Origin of the sequence: Streptomyces filipinensis (genome assembly GCF_014649495.1) — a bacterium.
GTDB classification, from domain to species: Bacteria; Actinomycetota; Actinomycetes; order Streptomycetales; family Streptomycetaceae; genus Streptomyces; species Streptomyces filipinensis.
In genome coordinates, this window is the sequence record NZ_BMTD01000005.1 from 261,515 (window position 1) to 286,962 (window position 25,448).

Consider the following 25,448-nt stretch of genomic DNA (forward strand, 5'->3'; position numbering starts at 1 on the left):
GGAGCGATCTCCTCCAGCCAGGCGAGGAGCCGCTCAGCGGTCTCGGCCGCCCGAAGCCGCAGCTGTGCCGTACGCGCGGCCGTGTCGGCGGCCCGACCGGGCCGCTCGTCCCACAGACGGTCCACTTCCGCCAGCAGCAGCCCCGTCGTCTCCCGGATCACCCCGCGCAGGGCGGGCGCGCCGATCCGCTGGGCGAAGTCGAAGACCTTGCCCGCGTAGGGCAGGGGCAGCAGCGGGATGCCGCAGAGCGCGGCGAAGATCAGAAAGTGCAGCCGCATGCCGACGGCGAGGTCCAGCCGGGGCGACGATGTCGAGCACCTGCTGCGGTGCGTAGTCGCCGCGCAGCACCGTGCAGCGGTCCGCCGAGGCCATACGGGACGCCACCGCGTGCGCGTGCCTGATGTCGCCGCGCTCCATGGAGACGAAGACGATGTGGGCGTCGAGCCGGTGAACGAGGAAATCGCCCACACCGGCCAGAAGCTGGTGGTAGCCGTCCTCGTCGAGATGCTCCGCCGCGCGCCCGGGTTCTCGTACGCTCATCCCCACCAGGCGGACCCCGCGCGGCACGGCCTCCGCCCGCAGGAGTTCCCCGCCCTGATCACCGGGGGCGAGCAGCAGCGCCGGATCGGCGGTGACGGAGACGGGCCGGGTGAGTCCGGCCGCTTCGAGGACGAGTTTCGACTCCTCGTCCCGCACCGTGACCTCGACCGCGTCGGAGAGCACCGGACGGACCCGGGCGCAGTCCACCTCGTCGGTCAGCGGACCGGCCCCCACCGCATAGGTGAAGACGGGTACGTCGAGATCCTGTGCGGTGCGGGCCATCCGCAGGCACCGACGCGCCTCGGTGTCGTAGAGGATCCCGCCTCCGCCGAGTACCAGCGCACTCAGCCGGCGCAGATACGCGGAGACACCCTCCCTGCACAGACCCTCCCAGCCGGCGACCTCGACATCCGGATGGACGCGGCGGGTGTGTCCGGGATCGCGGGAGAAGACCACGAAGCGCGTCTCCGGCCGCCCCGCCCGGACCCGGTCCAGCAGGGCGGTGAGGATCGCCTCGTCGCCCACGTTGCGGCCCCCGTAGGAGCCGAGTACGCCCACGGTCACGCTGTCCGCGCGGTCCATGGCCGCTCCCTCACGACGTTCACCAGAAGTGCTCCCGCGACTTGTGTGCCGGACGGCGGGCCGTCTCCGATGTGCCCGTTTTCGACGTTTCTCCACCAGAGGGCGCCCGCCGGCCGGACACGAGGTTTCGTCCCTCCCCCGACCGCGTGTCACCGTGGCTCGCATGGAGACCGGAGTAGAGGTGGCCGTGCTGGTCGGACTGCAGGCCTCTGGGAAGTCCACGTTCTACGCGCAGTGTCTGTCCGACCGGTACGCACTGGTCAGCAAGGATCTGTTTCCGCGGGGCGCCAGGAACAAGCAGGTGAGGCAGCAGCGGCTGGTGGCGGAGCACCTGGCGGCCGAACGGCCGGTGGCGGTGGACAACACCAATCCCTCGCCACAGGAGTGGGCCCCGCTGATCGAGGTGGCCCACATCCACGGGGCGACGGTGACGGCCTACTGGTTCCCTCCCGACGTGGCCGGCTCGCTGCGACGCAACGCCGTCCGCGAGGGCCGCGAGCGCGTCCCGGACGTCGGCGTCCTGGCCACGCTGAAGCGGCTGCGCAAGCCGTCGCGGTCGGACGGATTCGACGGGGTGCGCGAGGTGCGGTTCGACGGCCGCGGCGGCTTCGAGGTGCACGCGTGAGAAGGGAGAGCCTCCCGGTGACCGACGCCGAACCGTTCGGACGCATCAAGATCCGCGTCGCCGCGGCCCTGTTCAGCGGCGACGAGATCGCCCTCATCCACCGCACCAGGAACGGCCAGGACCAGTACACGCTGCCAGGCGGCAACGTCGAACCCGGCGAACCCATCCCACAGGCCCTCGCACGGGAACTCGACGAGGAGCTGGGCCTGGACCTGACCGATGCCATCGGCGTCCCGCGACTGACCTGGATCCAGGACGCGATGGTCACCCGCCCCGGCAGCACCCCACCCCGCAAGCTCCACCTGGTCTTCCGCGTCCACATCGCCGACTCCACCCGCGCCCGCCTGCGCACCGTCGAGCACGACGACACCGCCGGCGCGGGCCACCTCACCTGGAGCCACTACAAGGACACCGCCGGCAAGCCGCTGTTCCCTCCGGTCCCGCTCGCCGAACTCACCACGCCCACCGCGCCGCTCGACGTCGTCCAGGCCTTCCTGCCCGCTCTGGACGACACGAACTACCGCTGGATCTGACCCCGCGAGGACCGCGGCAGGGCCCGTCCGGTCCCACGCACAGCCGACGGCGGAGCGCTGTGTGCGGAGTACGGCGGTGCACGGCGGCAGCCTGAGCGAGCGCCGACCCGATCGCACCGCCGTCGGCCGCGTGCGCAGGCGTCGCGGGCACGCCGCCGCCCGGTGCGTCCGCACCAGCGGCGACCGGCGGGTGCCGTCCCGGCCGCCGCGGGGCCTGGCTGCCGGCCGCTCCCCTCGTGCCGGCCGGCAGCCGGACCCGGGCCATGACTCTTCCTGCCCCGGCATTGATCGGACAGCCGGTTCCGCCACCCTGATCAATGGCAGACTTCGCAGGTCACAGGCCCGGCGGCCGGCGATGCCCACAGAAGACGCCTGCGGATTGCCCTCGCGCTGCAAGCAGGCATACCTTGTCCAGCCATGCGCCGCGGCCACAGGGGGAGTCGTCGATGGCAGGACGTCCAGAGAGCCCGCTCGATCCGGGTGCGGGTCCGGTCGCGCGGTTCGCGAGCGAGTTACGCACACTGCGGGCGGAAGCCGGAAGCCCGACCTACCGGGCGATGGCACAGCGCACAGGGCAGGGAGCGAGCACCCTGTCCCAGGCCGCTGCGGGGGAGCGGCTGCCGACGCTCCCGGTCCTGCTGGCCTACGTCCGGGCCTGCGGCGGCGATGAGACGCTGTGGCAGGCGCGGTGGCGCGAGGCCGCCGCGGAAGCGGCGACCCAGCCGCGCACCGGTGACGCGGATGCCGCGCCGCCGTACCGCGGACTGGCCCGCTTCGAACCCGGCGACGCCGACCTCTTCTTCGGCCGCGACGACCTCACCGACCGCCTGCTCACGCTGACCCGATCCCGCCGGTTCAGCGCGGTGTTCGGTCCGTCGGGCAGCGGCAAGTCGTCGTTGCTGCGCGCCGGCCTCATCCCCCGCCTCCGTGCCCCGGACCGGGGGGACCCCCGGCCACTGGCCGTGCGGGTCCTCACCCCCGGCGAGCACCCGCTGCGCACCCACGAGCAGCGCCTGGTGCCGAAGGCCGGTGACGGAGACACCTGGCTGATCATCGATCAGTTCGAAGAGCTCTACACCCTGTGCACGGACCGCGGCGAACGCGACCGGTTCATCGACCGCCTGCTGGCCGCCGCCGACCCCGCGAGCCGGCTCCGCGTCGTCATCGCCGTCCGCGCCGACTTCCTCGGCCACTGCGCCGAACACCCGGCGCTGACCGCCGTACTGCAGGACGGGACGGTGCTGGCCGGCCCGATGAGCCGCGACCAGCTGCGCGAGGCCATCACCAAGCCCGCCCAGGCCGCGGGCCTGATCGTGGAACGCGCTCTCACCGCACGCATTCTCGACGACGTCGAGGGTGAGCCAGGCGCCCTGCCGCTGATGTCCCACGCCTTGCTGGAGACCTGGAACCGCCGCAACGGCCGTGCCCTGAGCCTGGCGGCCTACGAGGCGGCGGGCGGTCTGCAGGGCGCCGTCACCCACACCGCCGAGGCCGTCCACGGTCGGCTCACCCCCGACCAGGCCCAGGTGGCACAGCGATTACTCCTCCGACTGATCAGCCCGGGGGACGGCACGCAGGACACGCGCCGGCCCCTCGCCCGAGAGGATCTCCCACTGGAGGCCGACCCCGACCTTCGGACCGTCCTGGAACGCCTCGCCCGCGCCCGGCTGATCACCCTCGGCCATGACACCGTAGACCTTGCCCACGAGGCGCTCATCACCAGCTGGCCCCGGTTGCGCGGCTGGATCGACACGCATCGCGAGCGACTGCGCATCCATCGCCGGCTGACCGAGGCGGCCCGGACGTGGGAGGCGCTCGACCACGACCCCGGCGCGCTCTACCGGGGCACACGCCTGTCGGACGCCGAAGAGGCGTTCACCCGGCGGGAGGACCTGAGCGCGCGGGAGTCGGCGTTCCTGACGGCCAGCCTCAAGGCACGCCGAGACGAACAACGGGCAGCCGCGCGGACCACCCGCCGCCTGCAGACCCTGCTGGCCGGTCTGACGGCACTGACGCTCGTGACCTGCGCCGCAGCCCTGGTCTCCGTCCGGCAGCGCGACGCGGCACGTGCCGAGCGCGCGGTCGCCGTGTCCCGCCGGATGGACACCGAGGCCGACCAGCTGCGCGGTACGACACTGCCGGGACGGGTGCAGAACATCTCGCTCGCAGCGCAGTTGGACATCGCCTCGTACCGCATGCACCCGTCGGCACGCACCTACACGCATGTGATCAACGACGCGAACACCCCCCTGTTCACGGAGATTCCCGGCGACGGCAGTCAGGCCGACGGCGTGGGGAGGGACACCGTCCAAGTAGCGGCCGACGCCCACCGCCGGCTGCTGGCGACCGCCACAGCCGACGGGACGGTGCGTCTGTGGAACACCCGTGACTTCCTCCATCCCCGGCGCGTGGGCCGTTCACTGAAGAGCTACGACGTGGCCCTCAGCTCGGACGGACGCCGGCTGGCTGTCGACACCGTCTCCTCGATCAGCCTGTGGGACACCTCTGACCCGTTCCACCCCACGAGACTCACTACGATCCGGATGCCCGGCGAGTCGTCCCCGAGCACCATGGCGTTGAGCCCTGACGGACATCTGCTCGCCGCCGGAGGGGACCGCGTCCACCTGTGGGACGTCCACGACGGGAGGCACCCCGAGCGGCTCGCCCGTACCCTCCCGGGCGATGCACCCGCGTTCAGCCCGCGGGGGCATGTGCTGGCGACAGGGAGTTTCGAACAGAACGAGGCCGTGCGGCTGTGGGACGTGACGCGACCGGCCCGGATCAAGGAGCTCAGTGCCCTGACCGATCAGGGCGGCCCCGTCTTCAGCCCGGACGGGCAGACCCTGGGCATCGCCGCGACCGCCCTGGTCGACGGGCAGGTCCCGCTCTGGAACGTTGGCCGGCCCAAGCGGCCACGACGCCTGCCCCGGCCGTTGCGTACCGCAGATGGCAGCGGACCGACCGCAGTTGCCTTCAGCCCAGACGGCCGCGTGGCCGCCGTCGCGGGAGACAGCGGCGCACAGCTGTGGAGCATGGCCGACGGCCAGAGGCCGCAACGACTCGGTGAACCTCTCGCGCAGCGGTCTTCGCACGGCACCGCACTGCTCTTCGGACCCGGCCACCGACAGCTCATCACGCATGACGGGACCATGCGGGTATGGAGTCTTCCGGCGACTGTCCAACTGGGCTGCCCGAAGCCGGCTGTCGCGGGGTTCAGCCCCGACGGGCACACCATGGCCACGATCTGCCGGAGTCTCAGACGCGTCCAGTTGTGGAAGGTGGCCGATCCCGGCGCCGGCGGATCCCTGAGCAGTCTGCCCGGGCGGGCCGCCGTGTTCGCGCCCGGCGGACACTTGCTCGCAGTCGCCGGCCCCCGTGGAGGTGCCTGGCTGTGGGATGTCACCGACCCGGCGCATCCCCGTCGCCGGGGCCGGATCGCAACGCGAGGCGACCACATGATCACCTCCCTGGCCTTCAGCCGAGATGGCCGCATCCTGGCCGAGAAGGACGAGGGCACCCCCTCGCTCGGCGCCGCCGACGATCCGCAGTTCCTGCTGTGGGACGTGAACGATCCCTTACGGCCCCGGAGACGGGGCACGGCTGTCAAGGTCGACTTTGCCGACATGGAGCTCAGCCCGGACGGCCGGACCCTTGCCACCGGGTCCGGGGGCTCCATCTGGCTGTGGGACATCCGCGACCCCCGGCACGTCGTCCTGGCGACCGACGCGCTGGACGGTGATGCGGTGGCCATGGCGCCGCACGGTCACCTGCTCGCCGTTGCGGGGGACGGGTTCGTGCGCCTGTGGGACGCCGCCCACCCGGCGCATCCCGGACCACTGGGACCACCCGTCGACGCCGACCGCTCGGCATCCGCGATCGCCTTCAGCCCCGACGGGCGCACCATGGCCACCGCGACCACGGTCGGCACGGTCCGGCTGTGGGACATCAGCGACCCGGCACGCCCCTCCGGCCTGGGTGACGCGCTGATCGGCCACACCTCCACCGTCGGCACCACCGTGTTCAGCCCCCGGAACCGCATTCTGGCGACGGCGAGCGACGACGGAACGACACGGCTGTGGGACCTCGACGCCGGCCGTGCCATCCGCCGGATCTGCGCGGCCACGGGCCAAACCCTGACCCAGCAGGACTGGAGCCGTCTGGTCGGGAGCTCCCCCTACCGCCCGCCATGTCCGTGACCCTGCCCTGGCCCCGGGCACGGCGGAACAGCGGTGGGCGCCAAGGGATGATCTTGCCGACGAGTATCGGGCAAGGGCGGCGCGGCGCCCTGCCGGAGAAGCGGGGACGGCGTTAGGCGGGCTGCGGGGCGGGCGTTGCCGGAGCGGCCGCGACCTCGCGGGTCTCGCGCATCATCAGCAGGCCGTTGACCACCATCAGTGTCGCGGTCAGGCCGTGGACGCCGAGCGCGGTGGCCACGGAGCCGTGGTGGGCCAGCACGGTGGCCATGTCGCCGTACGCGGCGAGGGCCTCCACCAGCAGTACCCAGCCCAGCGCCCGTCGGTGGCCCGTCACCAGCAGGATGCCCAGGACCAAGGCCAGGACGACGTCGCGGATTCCCTTGACGATCAGGAAGCCGCCGCCGTCGCCGGACGGCCAGCTCGGCAGGCCGAAGCCCGGCGCCGTCGTCTCCGGGCTCAGGATGAACTCCGTCCCGAACCAGAGGATGAAGAGGATGAAGGCGGCGGCCAGGATGGTGTTGATCTTCTTCAGCGACATTGTTCTTCTCCTTGGGGTTCTTCGTCAGCCTGGTGGTGGTCGCTGGAGCGACCGGGAGGGCAGGGCTTCTCCGGCGGCTGCCCTCCTCCGGCTACAGCTGCCGTGTCATGCGTCGATCTGCTCGAAGACGTGCGGTTACGACACGATGTCGTCGGGGAACTCGGCCGCCATGCGCTGGAATTCCGGGCTCCCGAATGCCGTGGCGAGCTCCTCGGCCGGCTCCCAGACCGGGACGTTCATCAGGAGCTGACTGTCCGCCGTCCCTTGTGTATCCGCAGGGAGACGACGCTCGGCCATTCTCGGCACTTCCTCTCGCTGTCGGTCGGATCGGGCGGGTGAGCCCGTGGGTTCAGGTGAGGGCGGTGACCAGCAGGGCGAAGGCGGCGATGATGACGGCGACGCGGACGTAGTGGAAGCGCTCCCAGCGGTTCAGCTGCTGCTTCCAGTCGGCGGGCCGGTTGTCAGGGGTCCACGTCTTGTTCCGGTTGTTGATCGGGACGAGCAGCAGGATCGACATGATCACGCTGAGGATCAACAGCGCGGCGGCGGTGACGACGAGGCTGGTGCCGTGGTGGTGCCATCTGGCGATGGCCCAGATGGCGGCGAGGACGAGCGAGCCTATGTACCAGACCGGCATCACGGCGCCGAGCATCCGGCCCCCGTGGGCGTGGCCGAGCTGGGCGCTGTCTTCCGGGAGCGCGTTGAGGATCCGGTTCATGACGAAGGCGACGGAGAACTCCACCCCCACCATCACGCCGACGACCACGGTGGTGACGATCTCGAGCGCGTTGAGCATGATGATCCCTCCCGGGTGTCTAGCGTTGCTAGCCGATGAGGCAACGCTAGTGCTTCTGCCGCTCGATTGTCTAGCGGTGCTAGGATCGAATCATGTCGGTACAGGAACGCAAGCAGCGCGAACGGGCGGAGCGCGAGCGCCTCATCGTGGCGACGGCCCGTGAACTCGCCGAGGAGCAGGGCTGGGACGCCGTCACCACACGCCGGCTGGCCGAGCGCATCGAGTACAGCCAGCCCGTCCTCTACAGCCACTTCCGCGGCAAGCGCGAGATCATCGGCGCCGTCGCCCTCCAGGGCGCGACCGAGATGGCCGTGGCGGTGCGGGCCGCGACCGCCGCGGCGGACGGCCCGCGCGCCCGGGTGTACGCCCTCGCCCGCGCCTACCTCGACTTCGCCGCGCGCAACCCGGCGGTCTACGACGCCCTCTTCCAGCTCGACGGCGGTCTCGCGTACGCACAGGAGGACACCCCGGAACCTCTCAAGGACGCCTTCGCCGCACTGCTGGAGAGCCTGGGCGAGGTCGCCGGGGACGGCGTCGACCCGGGGCTGTTCACCGAGGTGTTCTGGGCGTCCCTGCACGGGGTGGCGACCCTCACCCGGTCGGGACGGCTGCCGCCGGAGTACACCGAGCAGAGGCTGGAGCTGCTCGTGGACCGGCTCGCCGTGGTGTGACACACCATCCCGGCGCGCACGCGGCCGGGCCCTCGGGCCCCGCCGATGCCTGCCTGCGGCATCGCTTCCGCCACCCGCGCCCACCCGGCGCGGCCGCGGATCGCCGGATCCCGTCACATGAGTCACACCGCGTCAGGCCCTGGACCGGTCGTTGAGGCGGTCTCCTCGGAGGGCATCGAGTCCCCTTCGGTATACGCCCCGTCGCGCGGCACCATGAACAACGGACGCACCGGTGCCGGGCCCGTCGCCCCTCCCGGCCGGGACCGCTGCGGGGACGGGCGGCCGGCAGGTGGCTCCACGACAACCCGCCGGATGCCACGCCGGCCCGCCGGGCGCGGGAGCACCCTGCCCGGCGTTGCCGCCGTCCTCAGCTTCCAGACCGGCTCGCGCCACGGCCCTCGGCCAGTCGCAGGGTCGCAAAGGCCGCGATTCCCGCCGTGACGCCGAAGGTGAGCGCGGCCGGGACGCCGTCACCGAGATCGGCGAACAGGTACATGAATCCCCACACTCTGGCGGTGTCGTCCATGGCCATGTGCAGCACCTGGCTCGCGAACAGGCCCAGCACGGTCGCGCAGACCGCGCCCACCGCCATCGCCGGCACCGTGGTCCGGGTGAGCAGACCGGGCAGCAGCCGCAGCGCCCACCACACCACCGCCAGCATGACCACGTCGGCGGCTCGGTACAGCAGCCAGTGGCCCAGCGGCGTGCTCGCCGGGCCCGACCAGCCGCCCAGCAGCAGCCACTCGCGCAGCAGGTCGCCCGGCTCGGACAGCATCCCTCCACCACCGAACGAGGTCTGGATCCGAGCCGCCACCGACTGGTACGACAGGACCACCAGCGACAGCGCGACGACGGCGGTCCCGACGCTCGCGGCGAGGCGGGCGGCGCGAGGCGGCACACTCCGCCGGGGCAGCGGATCCGCACCCTTCGCGGTGACGCGCGCCATGAACACCGTGAGCAGAGCGGTCAACAACGCCGTGAAGACGACGACCGGACCGCTTGAGGCGACCACGACCGCCAGCTGCGGCAGGACCCGGTAGCTGCCGTGCCCCCCGGACGCGATCAGCCACGGCGCGGAAACCGTCACGGCGAGCGTTCCGGCCACCGGGCCCCAGGCCCACAGCGCGAGCAGGGTGGCCGGCGTACGGCGCTGAACCGGCGGAAGCCTGCGGACCAGAAGCAGCGCGCCGGCCACGAAGAACACGAAGACCGCCACGAACCTGATCTGCATCGCGGTGTGGTACAGATCGGCGTACTGCGTGCCCCCGCTCAAGGCGGTGCCGCCGGTGCCCGTGGCCGCAGGCCCGTCGGACAGCAGCCCCGTCGGGGGTTCGTACGACCACGGGAGCAGCCACCTTCGCAGTTCGGCCGCGGACTGAACGTCGAACACGCCCGTCGTGCCGCGCAGTTCCAGCGCCTGCGCGCTCGCCCCCGCCCACCACAGCAGCAGCGTGATCAGCAGGCCCCCGGCCAGTGCCGGTATCACCGCACGCCGATATGTCATGTGTGTTCCCCCGCTTGGTCCCGCATCCAAGAGTGTGTCGATCAGCCGAAGAGTAGGGCTTGTTGATCAGTGTGGCCTGAGTACGCGTACTCAGGCCACCCCGGCCCCGAAACGACAGAATCCCCACATGAACAGACCTGTGAAGCTCGGCATAGCCGGGACATGCACGGCACTGCTCGTCGCCGGGGGAATCGGCACCTACAACCTCGTCCGCGGGTTGACCGGTGGCGCAACAGGGGACGGCCGCCCCGACACGGCCCGCACATTCGACCCGTCCACGCTGTCGAGCACGCCTCCGTCGGACGCCACAGCGGTCAAGCTGACGCGTGCCTTCCTGGACAGCTGGTCCGAGCAGCGCTTCGAGGGGGCCGCCGGGGACACCGACACTCCCGCCACGGCGACGCGAGCGCTGCACTCCTACAAGGACGGCCTGCGTCTGAAGAAGCTGACGTTCGACCACGTGGAATCGGCAGGTCCGTCCACGGTGACACCGGGCGCCACCAAGGTCACCTTCGACGTGCGGGCCGAGGTGGCGGGGGGCACGTGGACCTACCCCAGCGCCGCGGCGGTGGTACGCAGCACGAACGGCGTGCCGGCGGTGCACTGGAACAACTCGGTGCTCTATCCCGGCCTCGGTGACGGCCAGTCACTCACCGCCGGCAAGCTCCCCGCCGGTGCGAGCTCGGCGAAGGTGGTGGCGAGCGACGGCAAGACCGACCTGACCACGTTCTCCTCCTTGCGGGACATCGCGGCGACCATCCGCCAGAAGGTCAAGCCCAAGGGCGGTGCCGCGGGTACCGGTGTCGCGGTGGTCGATGGCGAAGGCGCGGGGATCAAGACGCTGGAGGTCTTCTCCAAGGGCCGGACCCCGGTCATCAGGACGACGATCGACGCCCGCCTGCAGACCGTGGCCGAGCACGCGGTGACGGACGCTCACCTGCAGAACAAGCCGGCCGGTACGGTAGCGCTCGACTGGAGCAACGGCCACATCCTCGCGATCGCGCACACGGGCGACGACGGCGACATCGCCATCAACGGCATCAAGTCACCGGGCTCCACCATGAAGATCATCACCTCGGCGGCCCTGTTCGACCAGGCGGGCCTCACCGCGGACAGTCCCGCGCCCTGCACGGACTCACTGACGGCCAACAGCCAGCTGTTCCACAACGACCCGGGCGTAAGGGCCGACCCCGGCTCCACGCTCACCCAGGCGTTCACGGTGTCCTGCAACACCTCCTTCATCAAGGACGGCTTCCACTATCTCGTGCATAACGGCGACGCCTCCGCCCTGCACGACGAGGCCGTCAACGTCTTCGGCATGGGCAGCTGGTCCATCGGCGGCGGAGTGGCCACGACCGATCCGAGCATCCCGGCCGACGCCCAAGGCGGCGACCAGGCAGCCCAGTTCATAGGCCAGGGCAAGGTCACGGCCACGCCGTTGTTCATGGCGTCCGTGGCGGCCACCGTGCGAGGCGTCGGATTCAAGCAGCCCGTCATCCTGCCGGGTCAGCACCAGCAGAGCGCCCCCCGCCCCATCACCGGCCGCACCGCGGGCTACCTCCAGACGATGATGCGCAGCGCGGCCTCCACCGGCACCGCGGCCCCGCGCCTCGGCGGGCTGCCGGGTGTCGGCGCGAAAACAGGCACAGCGGAAGAGGGGGACCACACCAACGGGTGGCTGACCGCGTACGACTCCCACACGGCGGTCGCGGCCCTGGTCGAAGGAGGCAGCTCCGGCGTGGACTCCGCCGGATACGTCGTCCGGCAACTGCTGACCAGCAGCTGACCACGGCCGACTCCTGACAGGGCACCGGACCTGCCCGGCCGGTCGAGCGGCTGAGAGCACGTCCCGCAGCGCCGCCACGGACTCCGGCCGGCAGGCCTGCATGATCGACTGGAGAACTCCCCGTCGGCCACAGCCCTTTCGTGCCGTGGCCCGGTGGACCCTCCCATCCGCCGCTGCTTCACCGGCCCGTGCAGGCCGACGGGGCCGCGCCGGCTCTCGTACACGCCCTGTCGGCACATGATGAGGAGGGAGCTGTGTGGCGCCTGCGGAGCGCGCCGCGCAGCACCTCCCTCCCACGCGCGTGAGGAATTCGCGCGACATCGAGCGATGCTTCTGGAACGCTGCGGGCTCGGGCCCTTCGGCCCGGATACGAGCGTGTGCCGACGCGGGAGTGGCGAGCGATGGATTTCGTCTTGGAAGGACCGGTTCTGGAAGGCGCGCTGGTGCGTCTGGAGCCTCTTGATCACGGGCATGCGGCGGACCTGGCGGTGGCGGCGGAGGAGGACCGCAGCTCGTACCGGTTCACCTGGGTTCCCACGGCGGACGAGGTCCACGGGTACATCGATGCCCAGCTCGCGCGAGCCGCTGCCGGCAAGCTCGCCCCGTACGCGCAGGTGGACCGGGCGTCAGGGCGGGCGGTCGGGACCACGGCCTACTGGGATCCGAGGCTGTGGCTGGACGGAGAAGGTCTGAGCGCCATCGAGGTCGGGTTCACCTGGCTCGCGGCGTCGGCCCAGGGCTCGGGGGTGAACACCGAGGCCAAGTACTTGCTGTTCCGGCACGCGTTCGAGCACTGGGCGGTGGCACGCCTCGACCTGAAGACCGACGCGCGTAACAGCCGGTCGCGGGCCGCGATAGAGGCGGCCGGCGCACGGTTCGAGGGCGTGCTGCGGAACTGGTCCCGGTCCTGGGTGCCCGGTGAGGACGGCCGGCTGCGCGACTCTGCGATCTTTTCGATCACCGCGGAGGAGTGGCCCGACTGCCGGGCAGGGCTCGAACGCCGGATCGCGCGAAGCCTGGCCCGGCACCGGCAGGCGACCGCTGTCCCCGCCCCGAAGTGAGCGGCCGGCCGGCGGCCTGCCATCGGGCATGCTTCACATCAGACGGCGATCGTTCGGACGGGTGATGTCGAGATGACCGCAGAAGCGCTGGCAATCCTGCAGGCGGCCGGAGCCGAAGAGATCGAGCATCCCGGTGGGACACTGCTGGCCCACCTGAAGCGGGTGAGCGCCCTTCTCGCCGCCTGGGGCGCTCGTCCGGCGCTGGTGTCGGCCGGGCTCTGTCACGCGTTCTACGGGACCGACGGGTTCCCCGTCGCGCTGCTGGACCTGGGACGCCGGGCGGAACTGGTCGAGGCGATCGGCGTCGAGGCGGAAGCACTCGTCTACTTCTACGCATCCTGCGACCGCACATCCTCCTACCGGGGCCTGACCGATGACGCAGGCGCGTTCGTCGACCGGTTCACCGGAACGCACACGCATCCAAGCCTGGCAGCGCGTCGGGACTTCGCCGAGCTCACCGCCGCGAACGAGCTGGACATCGCCGCCATCAGCCCGGAGGCCCGCTCACGCCACGGGGCGGACCTGCTCGGCCTGTTCACCCGATGGCGGCCACTGCTGTCCGAGCCGGCCTGGGCACACTGCCGCACCGTGCTGGGCCGGTCCGACCGGTAGCGGCCCGGCCGCTCCCCTGAGGCCCCGTCATGCTCACTGCTGTCCGGTACAGCAGCCGTGCCGGGGCGTGGGGTCTGCGAAGGCCTCCAGACGACAGAAGCACGACGCTTCGATCGGTACGTCGGCCATCGCGGCGGCGAACTTCAGCTGCTGGGCCACGATCCGCGCCTCTCCCCGCCTGCCGAGGCGCATGAGGCACTCGTGGAGACCGTGCAGGGCCCAGACGTTCCCCGGGTGCTGCAGGGGGCGTGGCAGGGTGTCGTCGAGTCCGAGGTCGGCGCGGTAGACGGCCTCGGCCTCCTTGAGCAGGCCCTGTTCGAGAAGCAGTGCGCCGTAGGCGTGCCGGGTGGGCTGCATCCACCCCCAGGGCTCGTCGTACGGAAGGCCGTCGTCCAGCTCGATCGACCGGCGCAGCGCCGCGAAGGCCGATTCGTACCTCCCCTTGCGGTAGTCCAGCTCTCCGTCCAGCATCTGCGCGGCGATAGCCAGGATGTCCGCGCAGGTGTTGTTGAACAGCGTCCGGGTCTGCGGGACACGGGAGGCCGCGTCGTGGAAGAGGGCACGTTCGGTGTCGGCCTCGTCGATGCGGCCCGTGGCCGACAGGGCGATCCCGCGCGCGTAGCGCAGCATCGCCGTGGTCACGCAGTACAGCTGGGCGTCGGCGGGCAGCGGAAGGCGCAGGATGTCGGTCCAGCGTCCGAAGCGGATCAGTACGTGCACCCGCATCGCGAGGAAGCCCTCCAGCCAGTCCGCCATGGGCGGGCTTTCCACACGCAACAGCTCCTCGGGCACAGCCGCTTCGAGCCGGTCCGCCGTTTCCGTCGCGTCCTGGAAGCGGCCGAGGAACATCGCACCGTAGATCTTGAAGTGGTAGTTGTGGCACCGGTAGAGGGTGTAGAAGTTCATCGCCCCGGCCCTGGCGTGGAACTTCTCGTCCGCCGCGATCGCCGCGGTGTTGTCGGAGATCACTCGGCGGAAGTCGCCGCAGAGCACTTCGAGGTGTGACGGCATGTGCTGGAGATGGCCCGCGTCCGGCACCAGACCGCGCAGCCGGTCCGCCACGGGCAGAGCCGCCTCGGGTGTCGGTGACATCTCCATCAGGTGGATGTACATGTGGAGCAGGCCTGGGTGGCGCGCGCCGGCCTCCGTCGTGATCGCCTGTTCGAGCACTGACCTGGCCTCGACGGTGCGCGAGCCCCGGGCCGGACCGCCCGTGCGGATGTCCCACAGCTGCCAGGGCGTGAGGTTCATCAGGGCGTCGGCGTACAGGGTGGCCACGTCGAGGTCGTCGGCCGCCGAGCGGTGCACGGCCCGCATGCTGTCGGCGTAGTCCGCGTTCCACACGGAGCAGTCCTCGACATCCGGGGCCTGGGCTCGTGGGTAGCGGGCACGCAGCGCACCGATGAGGGCCTGTTCGACCGGGCTGGCGCCGGAAGCCTTGGCATGGGCGCGCTGTACGGCCGCGTGCGCACGCTCCACCGACCGTCCCAGATCCCGCTCGTCGAAAGCCTCCCAGGGCTTGTTGTAGTTCGGCCCGAGCGCGTAGGCCACGCCCCAGTCGGCCATGGCGCAGTCGGGATCCGCCGCGGCGGCGGCCTCGAAACAGCGGACGGCCTCCTCGTGGTGGAAGGCGTACGTCCAGTTCAGCCCACGGTCGAACCACGTCTGCGCCTCGGTGGACGACGTCGTCACGCGCCGTCCGTGGCTGCCGAGGTCGTAGTAGTGCATACGAGCTCCTCATGGCCGACGGCCAACCGTCCCGGTGACGGGGGTGGCACGACGGCGGCCGGTGCCATGACCCTAGCGAACGGCGGCACCGATACGGCCTGTTCATGGAGGAAATCACCTGGGTGCAACGTCTGTGCGCACGTGTGCCACCTGGCAGGCGTTCTCGTCCGCTCCGAGCGCTGAGCCGGCGGAAGCGGCCTAGACCGCAAGGAAGGCGGCCAGTGCCCGTGCCGTCTCCTCGGGTGCTTCGACCTGCGGGTAGTGGCCGATGCCGGCCGGCACGGTGAAGGCGGCGTGGGGGAGTCGTCGGCGGAGGCGATCCAGCACGTGGGCTCCGCTGACGGGGTCGTCGGGACCCCAGACGAACAGCAGTGGGCCCTCGTACTGTTCGAGGGAGCGGGTCCAGCGGTGGAAGTGGGTGCGGCGGTCGTCGATGTACCGCAACAGGCGTGGGGCCAGGTGATGGCCGTTGTCTCGGACGACGGACGTCCACATGTCGTGCAGAAGCTCGTCCGGGACGGGCTTGGCCAGGACGCTGCGCAGGTTCGCGGTGAATCTCCTCTCGTCGGTGAGGCGGGCCAGGAGCGGGCCGACGCGGCTGTGCAGGAGGCGCTGGAGCGGGATCGGGCGGTGGAGGTCGGCGTAGAGGCCGCCGTTCAGCAGGGCGGTGCGGGTGACACGGCCGGGGGCACGAGCCAGCAACTCCTGGGCGACCGAGACACCGTAGTCGTGGGCGACCAGTGCGGTCTCGCCGATGTGCAGCCGTTCCCAGGCGGCCTCGACCAGGTCCGCTTGCTCGTGGACGGAGTAGCGGTGGTGGCGGGGCTTGTCGCTCTGACCGAATCCGAGCAGGTCGAGCGTGGTCGTCCGGCATCCGGCCTGGACCAGGTGCGGGACGGTCATCGCCCAGTCGTGCGAAGAGGTGGGGAAGCCGTGCAGGAGCGTGACGGGTATGCCTTCTCCGTCCTGGCGGACGAACAGGTGGTGGCCGTTCAGCTCGATCCTGGTGCCACCGGTGATCCAGTGGGCGAGATTCATCTGGTGTCTCCCATGCTGCCGGGCCTCGCGCTCACTTCGCACTTCCGGCCACCTGGGCAACCCAACCAGAGCGCCGGGCCTCGCGCACAGGAGCGATGGGCCAGCGGGACGGCGTGGCGTTGTGCGTCGCGGACAATGGCGGGGTGACGAGCGAGGGCGTGCAGGAACTGATCCGGTTGGCCGGCGACGACCGGTCGTTGCTGGAGGAGGCGGTGGCCACCGCGCGTGCCAGGTCGCCGCAGGTAGGTGCACTGCCGGAGCACGAGGTCAGGCGGCACACGCAGGCCGTCCTCGAAGCCGTGTCCGCCGCCCTGGTGCGGGGCGGGCCCGACGAGGACGACCTCGCCGCGGCCGACCGGCTGGGAACCGACCGGGCCCTGCAAGGCGTGCCGGTCGCCGCGCTGCTGGACGGCTTCCAGGCCGGTCGGTCCTGGCTGGTGCGGACGGTCGTGGAGCGCGGCCGGGCCGCCGAGATGACAGCCGACGCCCTGCTGGACGCGGTCACCCGGATCGACACGATCACCACGGCCCTGGAACACCGGATGGTCCACGCCCACCGGATCACCGAGCTGGAGTTGGCCAGGACGGCCCGGGAGAGCACCGCCCAGCGGCTGCGGGCGCTCCTGCGCGGCGAGCCGGTGGACCGGCCACTGGAACCCGGCCGTGCCTACCACTGCGTGGTGAGTGAGATCAGCGACCCTACGACGGCGCGGCACGTGGAGGCCGTACTCGGGTCTGCCGGGCTGACCGGCATGGTCGACGGAACGCTCGCCGCCGTACTGCACCACATGCCCGAGCTGCCCGCAGGCCTGCCGCCGCTGGTCGTCTCGCCGCCCGTGCCACCCGCGCGCCTGCCCGGCCTGTACGAGGTGTGCCGCCGAGCGCTGCGGGCCGCCACGGAGGGCGGCCCGCGGAAGCTGACGGCGCTGGCGCTGCCGACGGCCCTCGCGGCGCAACCCGAACTGGGCCGCCTGCTGGCAGCGGAACTCCTGCCCGCCCTCGACCCGGCCGACCCCTTCCACCGGGAGCTCGCCCGTACGGCCGTGGCCTATCTCGACCACGGTGCCCGCATCGGGCCCACGGCTTCCGCCGTGCACGTGCACCCGAACACGGTGAAGTTCCGCCTCCGCCGCCTGCGGGACCTCACAGGCCACGAGCTCACCGGTTCCCTCGTCCACTGTGCCCACCTGTGGTGGGCCCTTCGCGTCTGGCTCAGCTCCGACACCTGAGTGCGGGCGGGCCGTGCGGGCCTACAGGTTCGCGCAGGTGTTGCCGAACGTGGGGTTCAGGATCCCGACGACGGAGACACTGTTGCCGCATGCGTTGACCGGCACGTGTACGGGTGCCTGGATCAGGTTTCCGCTCAGGACCCCGGGAGAGCCCCAGGCAACACCTTGGGTCCCGGCGTCAGCGGCTGCGGCGCCTGCCCCACCGAGGACTGCGGTGGCGGCGAGAGCGGCGGCGGCGAGAGCAGGGCGTACACGCATGGTGTTCTCCTTCGTAGGGAGGGCGATCGACCGATAGCTCTCCATACGCCCGGCGGAAAAACGCCGATACAGGGAGTGGCGGGAGAAACCACCTGTTCAGTTGGAACCGTGGACAGTTGACGGAAGCCCCCGTCGGGCCGGCACTCCGTGGCCCCGGGCCGGCGTTCGACGTGCCGCTACCTTCGCGGTACGGCTGGTGCGGAGATCGGCCGCGTCGGATGCACAGCCCGGGAACGCTTCCGAGTCACCACCGCGATGATCGTCCCCACCCCCGCGACACCCAGTCCGAGCCCGCTGAAGATCAGCGGCAGCAGCCACAGCGAGGCGAACCCGTTGATCCGCGCGTCCTCGGGGGAGTCCGCCCGGTAGAGAACCTCGACCCGCTCACCCTTCTCGTACGCCGGTGGGCTGGAACCCGTGGGGTCCCGGAACGTCCTCGGTGTGCCATCCGCCGACGTGAACCTGACGACCGGGTAGGCCATGGGCTTGTCGTTCACCCGCCTCCCGTGAGACGTGCTGTGGTGGTCGGTGCGCCACTCCAGGGCGACCACCGTGCCGCGGGCACGCTTCGCATCCGTCAGGAACGAGACCGACAGCCCCGCGAGGATCAGCCCGATGACCAAGAACAGCGACCCGAACCCGATCAACCCGAAGGCGACCCACCGGCGGCCACGCTGCCCGCGTACCTCGACTTGCACGACGTCCCTCTCACTTGTTCCGGAGTGAGAGGGACGCTATCCCAGACATCCGGGCCGCCGCGCTCCCGTCCCGGGCGGCCCAGGTCAGTCCGTGGCACCGTCGGTGGTCGCCGTCACGTCCTGTGTGGTGGTGCCGGTGCGCTGCCGATCCGGCCCGCCGGACCGCGGGCGGCTGCGCAGGTGTTCCCGCAGCATGACCCCACCGACGCCCCCCAGAGCGGTGCCGGCCACGAGGATCAGCAGTTCGCAGCCCCGCACCGTCGAGGCCGTGAAGTGGCTGACGTTCGGGCGGCCGCCCAGCTGCCAGTCCGCGTGCCCCTTGAGGTCGACGGTCGCCAGAACACGCTGCCCCGGCGCCAGTCGGGACCCCGCCGTGTCAAGCGGGCGGTGCGGCAGACCGGGCGGGACGGCCACGCCGTAGGTGTACGAGATCCCTGTCTGCACGCCGATGTCGTTGTAGTCGCGGTGCGCGTGCTCCGTCCGTAAGGTGACCGTCGCTTCGCGGCCGTGGTCGTGCAGCGCCTGCTGCTCGGCCAGGATGGTTCCGCAGAAGCAGTGCAGCACGAAAGCAAGGCCCATGACCCATCCCGCGCCGCTGAACTCCGTGCCGGTCGCCGCCCAGGCCACCAGGCCGACCAGGGCGCCCCCGATCAGCGCGCCGTACACCACCCAGCTGTCGCTGCGCGGGTACGCCCAGGCCTCGTAGCTCCGCAGGCTCAGGATGAGCAGGGCGCCGCCCCCGAGCCCCACCGGCAGGCCCGCTGCCGCCGACACCCCGTACGGTCTTCGCACAGCGCCTCCCCCGGACCAGCACCGCCGCACACCGATGTGTCCGCCCAGCTTCGCGTGAGACGCCGCGCGACGCCAGACCCTCAGCCGCGTCGCCCACAGCCCCGGGCGGGGCGTTCGGCGCGGGCTGACGCGGTCGGGGAGGCGGCGGCTTGCCGTGGATCAGCCAATACGGATCAGTACGGGTCCGGGTGCCGGCGGGGTGATCGCGGGCGTGCCGGGGACCTGGGCACCGCCGCTGACCGGTTGCCCGCCCCCACCGGCGACACCGCCGGCGGGCGGCCCGGTGGGGGCCGTGCCCGGGGCATGCGCGAGGCCGGTGGCCCACAGCTGGTCGACACGCGAACGCTCGGTGGCGTTCGGGTAACGGCTGGTGCAGGACGGGCCGGCGCTGCCGCCCGACATCAGCTCACTGCACGGCCCGCCGTAGTCGTCCGGCAGACCCAGCACGTGCCCGGTCTCGTGGGTCACGACGCGGACCGAGTCGTACTGCTGGTTCTGGGTGTAGTCGAGGAAGACGACGCCGCTTCCGTGGCCGTTGGCGGAGGTGTAGGAACCGCGCGGGTCGTTGCCCTCGCGGTAGGAGAAGTCGGCACTACCCGTTGACGTCTCCTGGAGCTTGACGTTGGACTCCGAGCTGTTCCAGATCGAGGCGGCGCTCGCTATCTGCGAACGGAAGCTCGGTGCCTGGGAGGCGTTGTAGTGGAGAGTCACCGCCCGCGCGTTCGGCTGGGCGGCGCGCTTCTCGGCGACGGACTTGAGTACGGCCTCGAGGAACGCCTTGTTGTTCGCGGCCTCCTCGACCGACCCGGTGTACTGCGCCGCGGAGGTACCGGTGGCACCGGAAGGGGCCTCGGCCGTCTGGGCGCTGGCGGGCACCGCCGCGCCCAGCGCGCTGGAGGCCAGACCCAGGCCGAGAGCGAGGGCGAGGAGTCTCGCGGACGTTCGGGACGACTTCATGTGGGGGGCTCCTACTCACTCGGTGACGCCGAGCCCCCGGTGTGCGGTCGACTCTGTGTGAACACCGGTTCCGAACTGCGGCGACGTCCTGTGGGTCGTCATTCTTAGAACGGCTCGACAGGGAGCGCAACGGGTCCCCGCCACTACATCGCCTCGTAGGTCCCGGAACCTCGCCAGGGCTGTGTACGGGCCTCCGGTCCGCACGGAGGGGGCGAGAGGGAAAGCTGGCGCGGCGTCAGAAGCCTTACATCATGGGGCGACGGGCGTGTGCGGGCCGACCGGGGGAATCCCAGGACGCGCGGCGGGAGCCACATCCAGACCAAGACGGACAAATGCTTGAATGTCTGCCATATCGCCTCTACTAAGCGTGCCCCTCTATGGGCGAAGCGCTGTGACCGACGCCATAGAACCCGAGCTTCCGTTTTCCGGCGTGCCGCCGAGGGCCGCGCGGCGGAGGAGGTGGCCAGCGGCAGGCCGTCCCCGCCGAGGGGCGGGCCTGGCAAGCAGGCCTCCGGGTCACGGGGTGTGCGGGGCGGCGGCTTCCAGGTCGGCGACACTGCCCGACATGATGGTCCGTACGTGCTCCGTGATGTGCTCCGCGGGCCAGTCCCACCAGGCCACCGCCAGCAACCGGGCGATGTCCCGGTCGTCGTAGCGGGTGCGGATGAGCCGGGCGGGGTTGCCGCCGACGATGCCGTAGTCGGGTACGTCGCCGGTGACGACGGCGCCGGTGCCGATGATCGCTCCGTGTCCGATCCGTACTCCGGGCATGATCGTGGTGCCGTGGCCGAACCAGACGTCGTTGCCGACGACGGTGTCACCTCGGTCGGGCAGGCCGGTGAGCAGGTCGAAATGTTCGGCCCAGGAGCCGCCCATGGTGGGGAAGGGGAAGGTCGAGGGCCCGTCCATGCGGTGGTTGGCACCGTTCATGATGAACCGCACCCCCGTGCCCAGCGCGCAGAACTTGCCGATGACCAGCCTCTCCGGCCCGTAGTGGTAGAGCACGTTGCGTGTCTCGAACGCGGTCGCGTCGTCCGGGTCGTCGTAGTAGGAGTACTCTCCGACCTCGATCAGCGGGGACTTCACCAGCGGCTTGAGCAGCACCACCCGCGGCTGCTCGGGCATCGGGTGGAGGACCGTCGGATCGGCGGGCACGGGCATGACGAGGGGCTCCTCGGTGGTCGCGGCACTGTGACCGCTCCATGATCGCGACGATGAGCCCGCCCGGGTACCGATTTTGCACCGGCCGGTCACGACCAGGTTGCCGTCCGGGGTGCGACGCGCGACGGCGCCGGTGCGCAAGTAGCCGTCGGGGGTGAAGGCGCGTGCGTTGTGGTCGGGCGCCCGGTAGTAGCCCCGCAGGGTGTACGGGCCCCGGGTGAGGAGTGCGCCGGATTCCCCGTCGGGCACGTCCTTGCCGTCGGCGTCGGCCACGCGGATCTCGTCGTCGGGCGAGAGCGGGCGGCCCCGCGTGGTCAGCACGGTCTCGTCCGGGTCGTCGGGCCGGGTGAGCGTGAGCAGTCCCTCAGCCATGCCGAAGAGCTGCTGCAGGCGACAGCCCAGTTCCGGGCCGATGCGTTCGGCGGTCGCCCGGTGCAAGGGCGCACCACCGACCTGGAGGAGACGCAGACCGTCCAAGTCGGCCTGGAGCGTGGGCAGTACGTCCAGCCACGACTGGGTGACCGCGGGTTCCAGCGACGTGACGGTGACCCGCTCCCGGTCGATGACGGGAAGGCACTCGGCGGGTTCCGGGTTCTCGACCAGGACGACGGTGCCGCCGACGGAGAGGGTGCCGACGATGCCGGGGCAGCCGAAGGCGAAGTTGAACGCGGCGGGCAGTGCGGCGAGATACACGTCGCTCTCGGTCAGTGACACCAGTTCGGCGGCTGCCCGCGCCTGGTAGGCGTAGTCGTCGTGGGTGCGCGGAACGAGCCTGGGGGCGGTGGTCGAGCGGCCGGAGAGCAGGAGGAAGGCCACCTGGCCGGCGCTCTGCGCGAGGGGCCGTTCGGCCGGGGCGTCGATGGAGCTCAGCGGGAAGTAGTGGCAGCCCGACGGGTCGGTCCTCAGACCGCCGCACGGGAACGAGGTGGCCGTCTCCAGGGTGAACACCCGCCGCAGGAAGGGCCCCTGGGCCGCGATGTCCGCGGCCATCGCCGTGTGGTCGAAGCCCTGGTACGTCGACGGACCGACGTAGCCGGCGGCCTCGGTGACCCGCGCGACGTGGGACACCTCGGGCGCGCGGAGTGAGACCGGGCAGAACACGGGGACCGCACCGGCGCGCATCAGCGCGAACGCGGTGATGACGAACTCGGGAACGTTCGGCAGCTGGACGACGACCCGTTGCCCGGGCCGAAGACCGCGCAACCGGAATCCGGCGGCCATGCGGTCCACGCGCCGGTTCAGGTTCGCGTACGTGATCCGGGTATCGGCGTGCACGAGCGCGGTCCGCGGTCCGTACTGCAGGGCCCAGCCGCGCAGCAGGTCGTCCAGCGTGAAGCCGCGCCAGTGCCCGACCGCCCGGTAGCGGTCGACGAACTCCTCGGGCCAGGGCGTGCAGCCGTCGAGCATGGAGACCATCTGTTTCCTTCCCCTTTTCCGGTGCCCGGGAGCAACCTCGCCGCCCTGACCTGGGCCATCCCAGCTGTCAACTTCTCCGGGTGCAATGTGCCTTCCCGACCAGGCACGCGGGACGCCCTCGGCGGAACGTCCAACGAGCGCCGCTGACCAGGGGGAACGCGTGCAGGGCGCCCAGTCCTCATGCCCGGTCCACGAGTACGGTCCGGTCTGCCTCACTCAGTGTGTGCTCTGCTGGTGAAGGCGGGGTGGGGGAGTTGTCGTATCTGGTCCACGCGCGTAGCGGATGCTGCCGGGGCTGGGGTTTTCTCGTAGGTGTATCTCCAACCCCCCACGTTCCATGGAGACTTCATGCACAGTGCCGCTTTCGGGCTGCCCGCCACCGCTCTGCTCCCGATCAGGGCAGGTGCCGCTCCTTTCCCGGGTGAGCCCCCCGCGCCCCCCTGTGAGGGCGGCCGCCCGCGCTGAGCCGGCCGTCCTCGCCGTGGGAACGCCGCATGCGAGGAGCGGCGACTCCCGCGACTCCGGTCCACGACGACACCACCGTCCCGATGTCACCGAGGCCGCCATGGAGCACATGGTCTCTCCGTGAGGTGTGGCGCTCCGGTGCCGAAACCTGCTCCGCGGGTCGGTGCGGTGCCGACGGTGAGAAGTCGGCCATGTCGTTCCCGCTCGACACCTGCGCCGGCTGCCCGCCCGAGAGGGTGTGTGTCGCCGCCCAGTCCTTCAGCCGTGCCGTTCCGTGCGTGGGAACGGGCGGTCCGTGAGTGACACATCGTGTCCTGCCAGGCCGACCGCCGAGGGGAGTTCTCCCATGCCGCGGCACGGTATGTGCGCGGCCTCGGTCCTCGTTCGCGGATTGGCGGTTTGTCATCAACACCACCTTGAACCGGATGACATGAGCATGTCATTCATGGCAGTCTCTCTCCCACTGCCGCACGAGCAAGACAACGTCCACAACTGTCCCGGTCGGCCCCATACCGGCCGGACATTCCCCCCACAAAGGAGCTTGTGTGACCTCCCGTTACACACATCACCGGCGTACCGCACTGGCCGCGGCCACTGCCGTCGCCGCAGCCGCGGCACTCATGAGCACCACGCTCACCACCACGGCCACCGCCCAGCCCGCCGACGGCGCCTCCCGCCTGACCGCGGCTCCGGTCACGCTGTCGGCCGCCGCCCGCACCTCCCTGATCCAGAAGGCGCAGGCCGGCGCCGCGGCGACCGCCCAGCAGATAGGCCTGGGGGCCAAGGAGAAGCTGGTCGTCAAGGACGTCGTCAAGGACGCCGACGGCACCGTCCACACCCGCTACGAGCGCACCTACGCGGGCCTGCCGGTGCTCGGCGGCGACCTCGTCGTCCACACCGCCAAGTCCGGCAAGACCGAGGGTGTGACCAGAGCGACCAAGGCGGCCATCAAGGTGGCCTCGCTCAAGCCGCGGTTCGCCGCCGCCCAGGCCGAGAAGCAGGCTCTGGGCCTGGCCAAGACGGCGGGTTCGGCGAAGACAGCCGCGGACCAGGCTCCGCGCAAGATCATATGGGCCGTGAGCGGCAAGCCCGTGCTCGCCTACGAGACGGTCGTCGGCGGTCTGCAGGACGACGGCACCCCGAACCAGCTGCACGTCATCACCGACGCGGCCACCGGCAAGAAGCTCTTCCAGTACCAGGGCATCGAGACCGGCGTCGGCAACACCCAGTACAGCGGCAAGGTGGACCTGACGACGGCGCAGTCCGGGTCGTCGTACTCCCTGACCGACGCCTCGCGTGGTGGCCACAAGACCTACAACCTCGACCACGCGACCTCCGGTACCGGCACGCTGTTCTCGCAGTCCAGCGACACCTGGGGCGACGGAAAGGTCTCGAACGCGGCGACCGCCGCCGCCGACGCCGCCTACGGCGCGCAGGAGACCTGGGACTTCTACAAGAAGACCTTCGGCCGCAGCGGCATCAAGAACGACGGTGTCGGCGCCTACTCGCGGGTCCACTACGGCAACTCGTACGTGAACGCGTTCTGGGACGACAGCTGCTTCTGCATGACCTACGGCGACGGTGAGGGCAATGCCGACCCGCTGACCGCGCTCGATGTCGCCGGGCACGAGATGAGTCACGGCGTCACCGCCAACACCGCGGGCCTGGAGTACTCCGGTGAGTCCGGCGGCCTGAACGAGGCGACCTCCGACATCTTCGGCACCGGCGTGGAGTTCTACGCCAACAACTCCACCGATGTCGGTGACTACCTCATCGGCGAGAAGATCAACATCAACGGCGACGGCAAGCCGCTGCGCTACATGGACAAGCCCAGCAAGGACGGCGGCTCCGCCGACTACTGGTCCTCCAGTGTGGGCGGCCTGGACGTGCACTACTCGTCCGGCGTCGCCAACCACTTCTTCTACCTGCTGTCGGAGGGCAGCGGCGCGAAGACGATCAACGGCGTGAGCTACGACTCGCCCACCAAGGACGGCTCCAAAGTCACCGGTATCGGCAGGGACAAGGCGCTGCAGATCTGGTACAAGGCGCTGACCACGTACTTCACCTCGACGACCGACTACAAGGGCGCCCGCACGGGCACCCTCAAGGCGGCGTCCGACCTCTACGGCGCCTCCAGCACCGAGTACAAGGCGGTCGAGGCGGCCTGGTCCGCGGTCAACGTGAGCTGACCCACCGCAGGCCAGGGGCGGCAGCCGGGACTCATCCCGGCTGCCGTCCCGAGCCGTGCCGGAGCGGGACACC

Annotated in this window: 21 protein-coding genes and 1 pseudogene; 9 read left to right on the forward strand and 13 right to left on the reverse strand. The window is 70.9% G+C overall.

Annotated features, from left to right (window positions below; translation table 11 throughout):
• Positions 1-33 precede the first annotated feature (33 nt).
• Positions 34-1,122: a polysaccharide pyruvyl transferase family protein gene (locus IE244_RS14500; protein ID WP_308436263.1), complete on the reverse strand. Its 1,089-nt coding sequence runs from the start codon at positions 1,120-1,122 to the stop codon at positions 34-36.
• A 163-nt stretch (positions 1,123-1,285) separates the two neighbouring features.
• On the opposite strand from IE244_RS14500, the gene IE244_RS14505 reads away from it, so the two are divergent.
• The 3 genes from IE244_RS14505 (at position 1,286) to IE244_RS14515 (ending at position 6,476) form a co-directional block, all read left to right on the forward strand.
• Positions 1,286-1,747: an ATP-binding protein gene (locus IE244_RS14505; protein ID WP_191873927.1), complete on the forward strand. Its 462-nt coding sequence runs from the start codon at positions 1,286-1,288 to the stop codon at positions 1,745-1,747.
• 17 nt (positions 1,748-1,764) lie between these two features.
• Positions 1,765-2,280: an NUDIX hydrolase gene (locus IE244_RS14510; protein WP_229854101.1), complete on the forward strand. Its 516-nt coding sequence runs from the start codon at positions 1,765-1,767 to the stop codon at positions 2,278-2,280.
• A 557-nt stretch (positions 2,281-2,837) separates the two neighbouring features.
• Positions 2,838-6,476: an nSTAND1 domain-containing NTPase gene (locus tag IE244_RS14515; RefSeq protein WP_229854102.1), complete on the forward strand. Its 3,639-nt coding sequence runs from the start codon at positions 2,838-2,840 to the stop codon at positions 6,474-6,476.
• Between the two features lie 112 nt (positions 6,477-6,588).
• Here the strand turns inward: IE244_RS14515 and IE244_RS14520 are convergent, their stop codons facing one another.
• The 3 genes from IE244_RS14520 to IE244_RS14530 form a co-directional block, all read right to left on the reverse strand.
• Complete coding sequence (locus tag IE244_RS14520) at positions 6,589-7,014, reverse strand: DUF4267 domain-containing protein (protein ID WP_191873930.1); 426 nt, start codon at positions 7,012-7,014, stop codon at positions 6,589-6,591.
• A gap of 135 nt (positions 7,015-7,149) precedes the next feature.
• Complete coding sequence (locus IE244_RS14525; RefSeq protein WP_229854103.1) at positions 7,150-7,311, reverse strand: hypothetical protein; 162 nt, start codon at positions 7,309-7,311, stop codon at positions 7,150-7,152.
• A gap of 52 nt (positions 7,312-7,363) precedes the next feature.
• Positions 7,364-7,810 carry an anthrone oxygenase family protein gene (locus IE244_RS14530; protein WP_191873931.1) on the reverse strand — a complete coding sequence of 149 codons (447 nt, stop codon included), beginning with the start codon at positions 7,808-7,810 and terminating at the stop codon, positions 7,364-7,366.
• Positions 7,811-7,902: 92 nt separating this feature from the next.
• Here IE244_RS14530 and IE244_RS14535 point away from each other — a divergent pair, with 92 nt between their 5' ends.
• Positions 7,903-8,481, forward strand: a complete 579-nt coding sequence (locus IE244_RS14535) for a TetR/AcrR family transcriptional regulator (RefSeq protein ID WP_191873932.1) — start codon at positions 7,903-7,905, stop codon at positions 8,479-8,481.
• Positions 8,482-8,848: 367 nt separating this feature from the next.
• Here the strand turns inward: IE244_RS14535 and IE244_RS14540 are convergent, their stop codons facing one another.
• Entirely contained in the window at positions 8,849-9,985 is a 1,137-nt protein-coding gene (locus tag IE244_RS14540; protein ID WP_191873933.1) for a hypothetical protein, read from the reverse strand.
• Between the two features lie 127 nt (positions 9,986-10,112).
• On the opposite strand from IE244_RS14540, the gene IE244_RS14545 reads away from it, so the two are divergent.
• The 3 genes from IE244_RS14545 (at position 10,113) to IE244_RS14555 (ending at position 13,444) form a co-directional block, all read left to right on the forward strand.
• A complete protein-coding gene (locus tag IE244_RS14545) occupies positions 10,113-11,771 on the forward strand; it encodes a penicillin-binding transpeptidase domain-containing protein (RefSeq protein ID WP_191873934.1) in 1,659 nt (552 codons plus the stop codon).
• Between the two features lie 401 nt (positions 11,772-12,172).
• Positions 12,173-12,832 (forward strand): GNAT family N-acetyltransferase, encoded by a 660-nt coding sequence (locus IE244_RS14550; RefSeq protein ID WP_191873935.1) that lies wholly within the window; start codon positions 12,173-12,175, stop codon positions 12,830-12,832.
• 72 nt (positions 12,833-12,904) lie between these two features.
• Positions 12,905-13,444 (forward strand): DUF6817 domain-containing protein, encoded by a 540-nt coding sequence (locus IE244_RS14555; protein ID WP_191873936.1) that lies wholly within the window; start codon positions 12,905-12,907, stop codon positions 13,442-13,444.
• Positions 13,445-13,477: 33 nt separating this feature from the next.
• On the opposite strand, the gene IE244_RS14560 is transcribed toward IE244_RS14555, so the two are convergent.
• Both IE244_RS14560 and IE244_RS14565 read right to left on the reverse strand, forming a co-directional pair.
• The gene (locus tag IE244_RS14560; protein WP_191873937.1) at positions 13,478-15,172 is read right to left on the reverse strand and encodes a tetratricopeptide repeat protein; all 1,695 of its coding nucleotides are present in this window, start codon (positions 15,170-15,172) and stop codon (positions 13,478-13,480) included.
• Between the two features lie 198 nt (positions 15,173-15,370).
• The gene (locus IE244_RS14565) at positions 15,371-16,210 is read right to left on the reverse strand and encodes an alpha/beta fold hydrolase (protein WP_191873938.1); all 840 of its coding nucleotides are present in this window, start codon (positions 16,208-16,210) and stop codon (positions 15,371-15,373) included.
• Between the two features lie 143 nt (positions 16,211-16,353).
• Here IE244_RS14565 and IE244_RS14570 point away from each other — a divergent pair, with 143 nt between their 5' ends.
• Entirely contained in the window at positions 16,354-17,439 is a 1,086-nt protein-coding gene (locus IE244_RS14570) for a helix-turn-helix domain-containing protein (protein ID WP_229854104.1), read from the forward strand.
• A gap of 21 nt (positions 17,440-17,460) precedes the next feature.
• On the opposite strand, the gene IE244_RS14575 is transcribed toward IE244_RS14570, so the two are convergent.
• The 6 genes and pseudogenes from IE244_RS14575 to IE244_RS14600 all read right to left on the reverse strand — a co-directional run.
• Positions 17,461-17,697, reverse strand: coding sequence for a chaplin (locus tag IE244_RS14575; protein WP_191873940.1), 237 nt, complete (start codon positions 17,695-17,697; stop codon positions 17,461-17,463).
• Between the two features lie 176 nt (positions 17,698-17,873).
• The gene (locus tag IE244_RS14580; protein ID WP_191873941.1) at positions 17,874-18,395 is read right to left on the reverse strand and encodes a DUF3592 domain-containing protein; all 522 of its coding nucleotides are present in this window, start codon (positions 18,393-18,395) and stop codon (positions 17,874-17,876) included.
• 84 nt (positions 18,396-18,479) lie between these two features.
• Positions 18,480-19,187, reverse strand: a complete 708-nt coding sequence (locus tag IE244_RS14585; protein ID WP_191873942.1) for a hypothetical protein — start codon at positions 19,185-19,187, stop codon at positions 18,480-18,482.
• Positions 19,188-19,346: 159 nt separating this feature from the next.
• A complete protein-coding gene (gene snpA, locus IE244_RS14590; protein ID WP_191873943.1) occupies positions 19,347-20,144 on the reverse strand; it encodes a snapalysin in 798 nt (265 codons plus the stop codon).
• Between the two features lie 516 nt (positions 20,145-20,660).
• Positions 20,661-21,305 carry a CatB-related O-acetyltransferase gene (locus tag IE244_RS14595; RefSeq protein WP_191874077.1) on the reverse strand — a complete coding sequence of 215 codons (645 nt, stop codon included), beginning with the start codon at positions 21,303-21,305 and terminating at the stop codon, positions 20,661-20,663.
• Between the two features lie 198 nt (positions 21,306-21,503).
• Positions 21,504-22,721: pseudogene (locus IE244_RS14600) on the reverse strand (AMP-binding protein); the annotation flags it as partial.
• Positions 22,722-23,731: 1,010 nt separating this feature from the next.
• Here IE244_RS14600 and IE244_RS14605 point away from each other — a divergent pair.
• Positions 23,732-25,375 carry a M4 family metallopeptidase gene (locus IE244_RS14605; protein WP_191873944.1) on the forward strand — a complete coding sequence of 548 codons (1,644 nt, stop codon included), beginning with the start codon at positions 23,732-23,734 and terminating at the stop codon, positions 25,373-25,375.
• Positions 25,376-25,448: the final 73 nt, after the last annotated feature.

Coding starts and splice junctions, on each gene's coding strand:
- IE244_RS14540 (WP_191873933.1), bottom strand. CDS start 9,985: ATGACATATCGGCGTGCGGTGATACCGGCACTGGCCGGGGGCCTGCTG.
- IE244_RS14565 (WP_191873938.1), bottom strand. CDS start 16,210: ATGAATCTCGCCCACTGGATCACCGGTGGCACCAGGATCGAGCTGAAC.
- IE244_RS14530 (WP_191873931.1), bottom strand. CDS start 7,810: ATGCTCAACGCGCTCGAGATCGTCACCACCGTGGTCGTCGGCGTGATG.
- IE244_RS14555 (WP_191873936.1), top strand. CDS start 12,905: ATGACCGCAGAAGCGCTGGCAATCCTGCAGGCGGCCGGAGCCGAAGAG.
- IE244_RS14525 (WP_229854103.1), bottom strand. CDS start 7,311: ATGGCCGAGCGTCGTCTCCCTGCGGATACACAAGGGACGGCGGACAGT.
- IE244_RS14550 (WP_191873935.1), top strand. CDS start 12,173: ATGGATTTCGTCTTGGAAGGACCGGTTCTGGAAGGCGCGCTGGTGCGT.
- IE244_RS14500 (WP_308436263.1), bottom strand. CDS start 1,122: ATGGACCGCGCGGACAGCGTGACCGTGGGCGTACTCGGCTCCTACGGG.
- IE244_RS14545 (WP_191873934.1), top strand. CDS start 10,113: ATGAACAGACCTGTGAAGCTCGGCATAGCCGGGACATGCACGGCACTG.
- IE244_RS14535 (WP_191873932.1), top strand. CDS start 7,903: ATGTCGGTACAGGAACGCAAGCAGCGCGAACGGGCGGAGCGCGAGCGC.
- IE244_RS14520 (WP_191873930.1), bottom strand. CDS start 7,014: ATGTCGCTGAAGAAGATCAACACCATCCTGGCCGCCGCCTTCATCCTC.
- IE244_RS14575 (WP_191873940.1), bottom strand. CDS start 17,697: ATGCGTGTACGCCCTGCTCTCGCCGCCGCCGCTCTCGCCGCCACCGCA.
- IE244_RS14515 (WP_229854102.1), top strand. CDS start 2,838: ATGGCACAGCGCACAGGGCAGGGAGCGAGCACCCTGTCCCAGGCCGCT.
- IE244_RS14595 (WP_191874077.1), bottom strand. CDS start 21,305: ATGCCCGTGCCCGCCGATCCGACGGTCCTCCACCCGATGCCCGAGCAG.
- snpA (WP_191873943.1), bottom strand. CDS start 20,144: ATGAAGTCGTCCCGAACGTCCGCGAGACTCCTCGCCCTCGCTCTCGGC.
- IE244_RS14505 (WP_191873927.1), top strand. CDS start 1,286: ATGGAGACCGGAGTAGAGGTGGCCGTGCTGGTCGGACTGCAGGCCTCT.
- IE244_RS14560 (WP_191873937.1), bottom strand. CDS start 15,172: ATGCACTACTACGACCTCGGCAGCCACGGACGGCGCGTGACGACGTCG.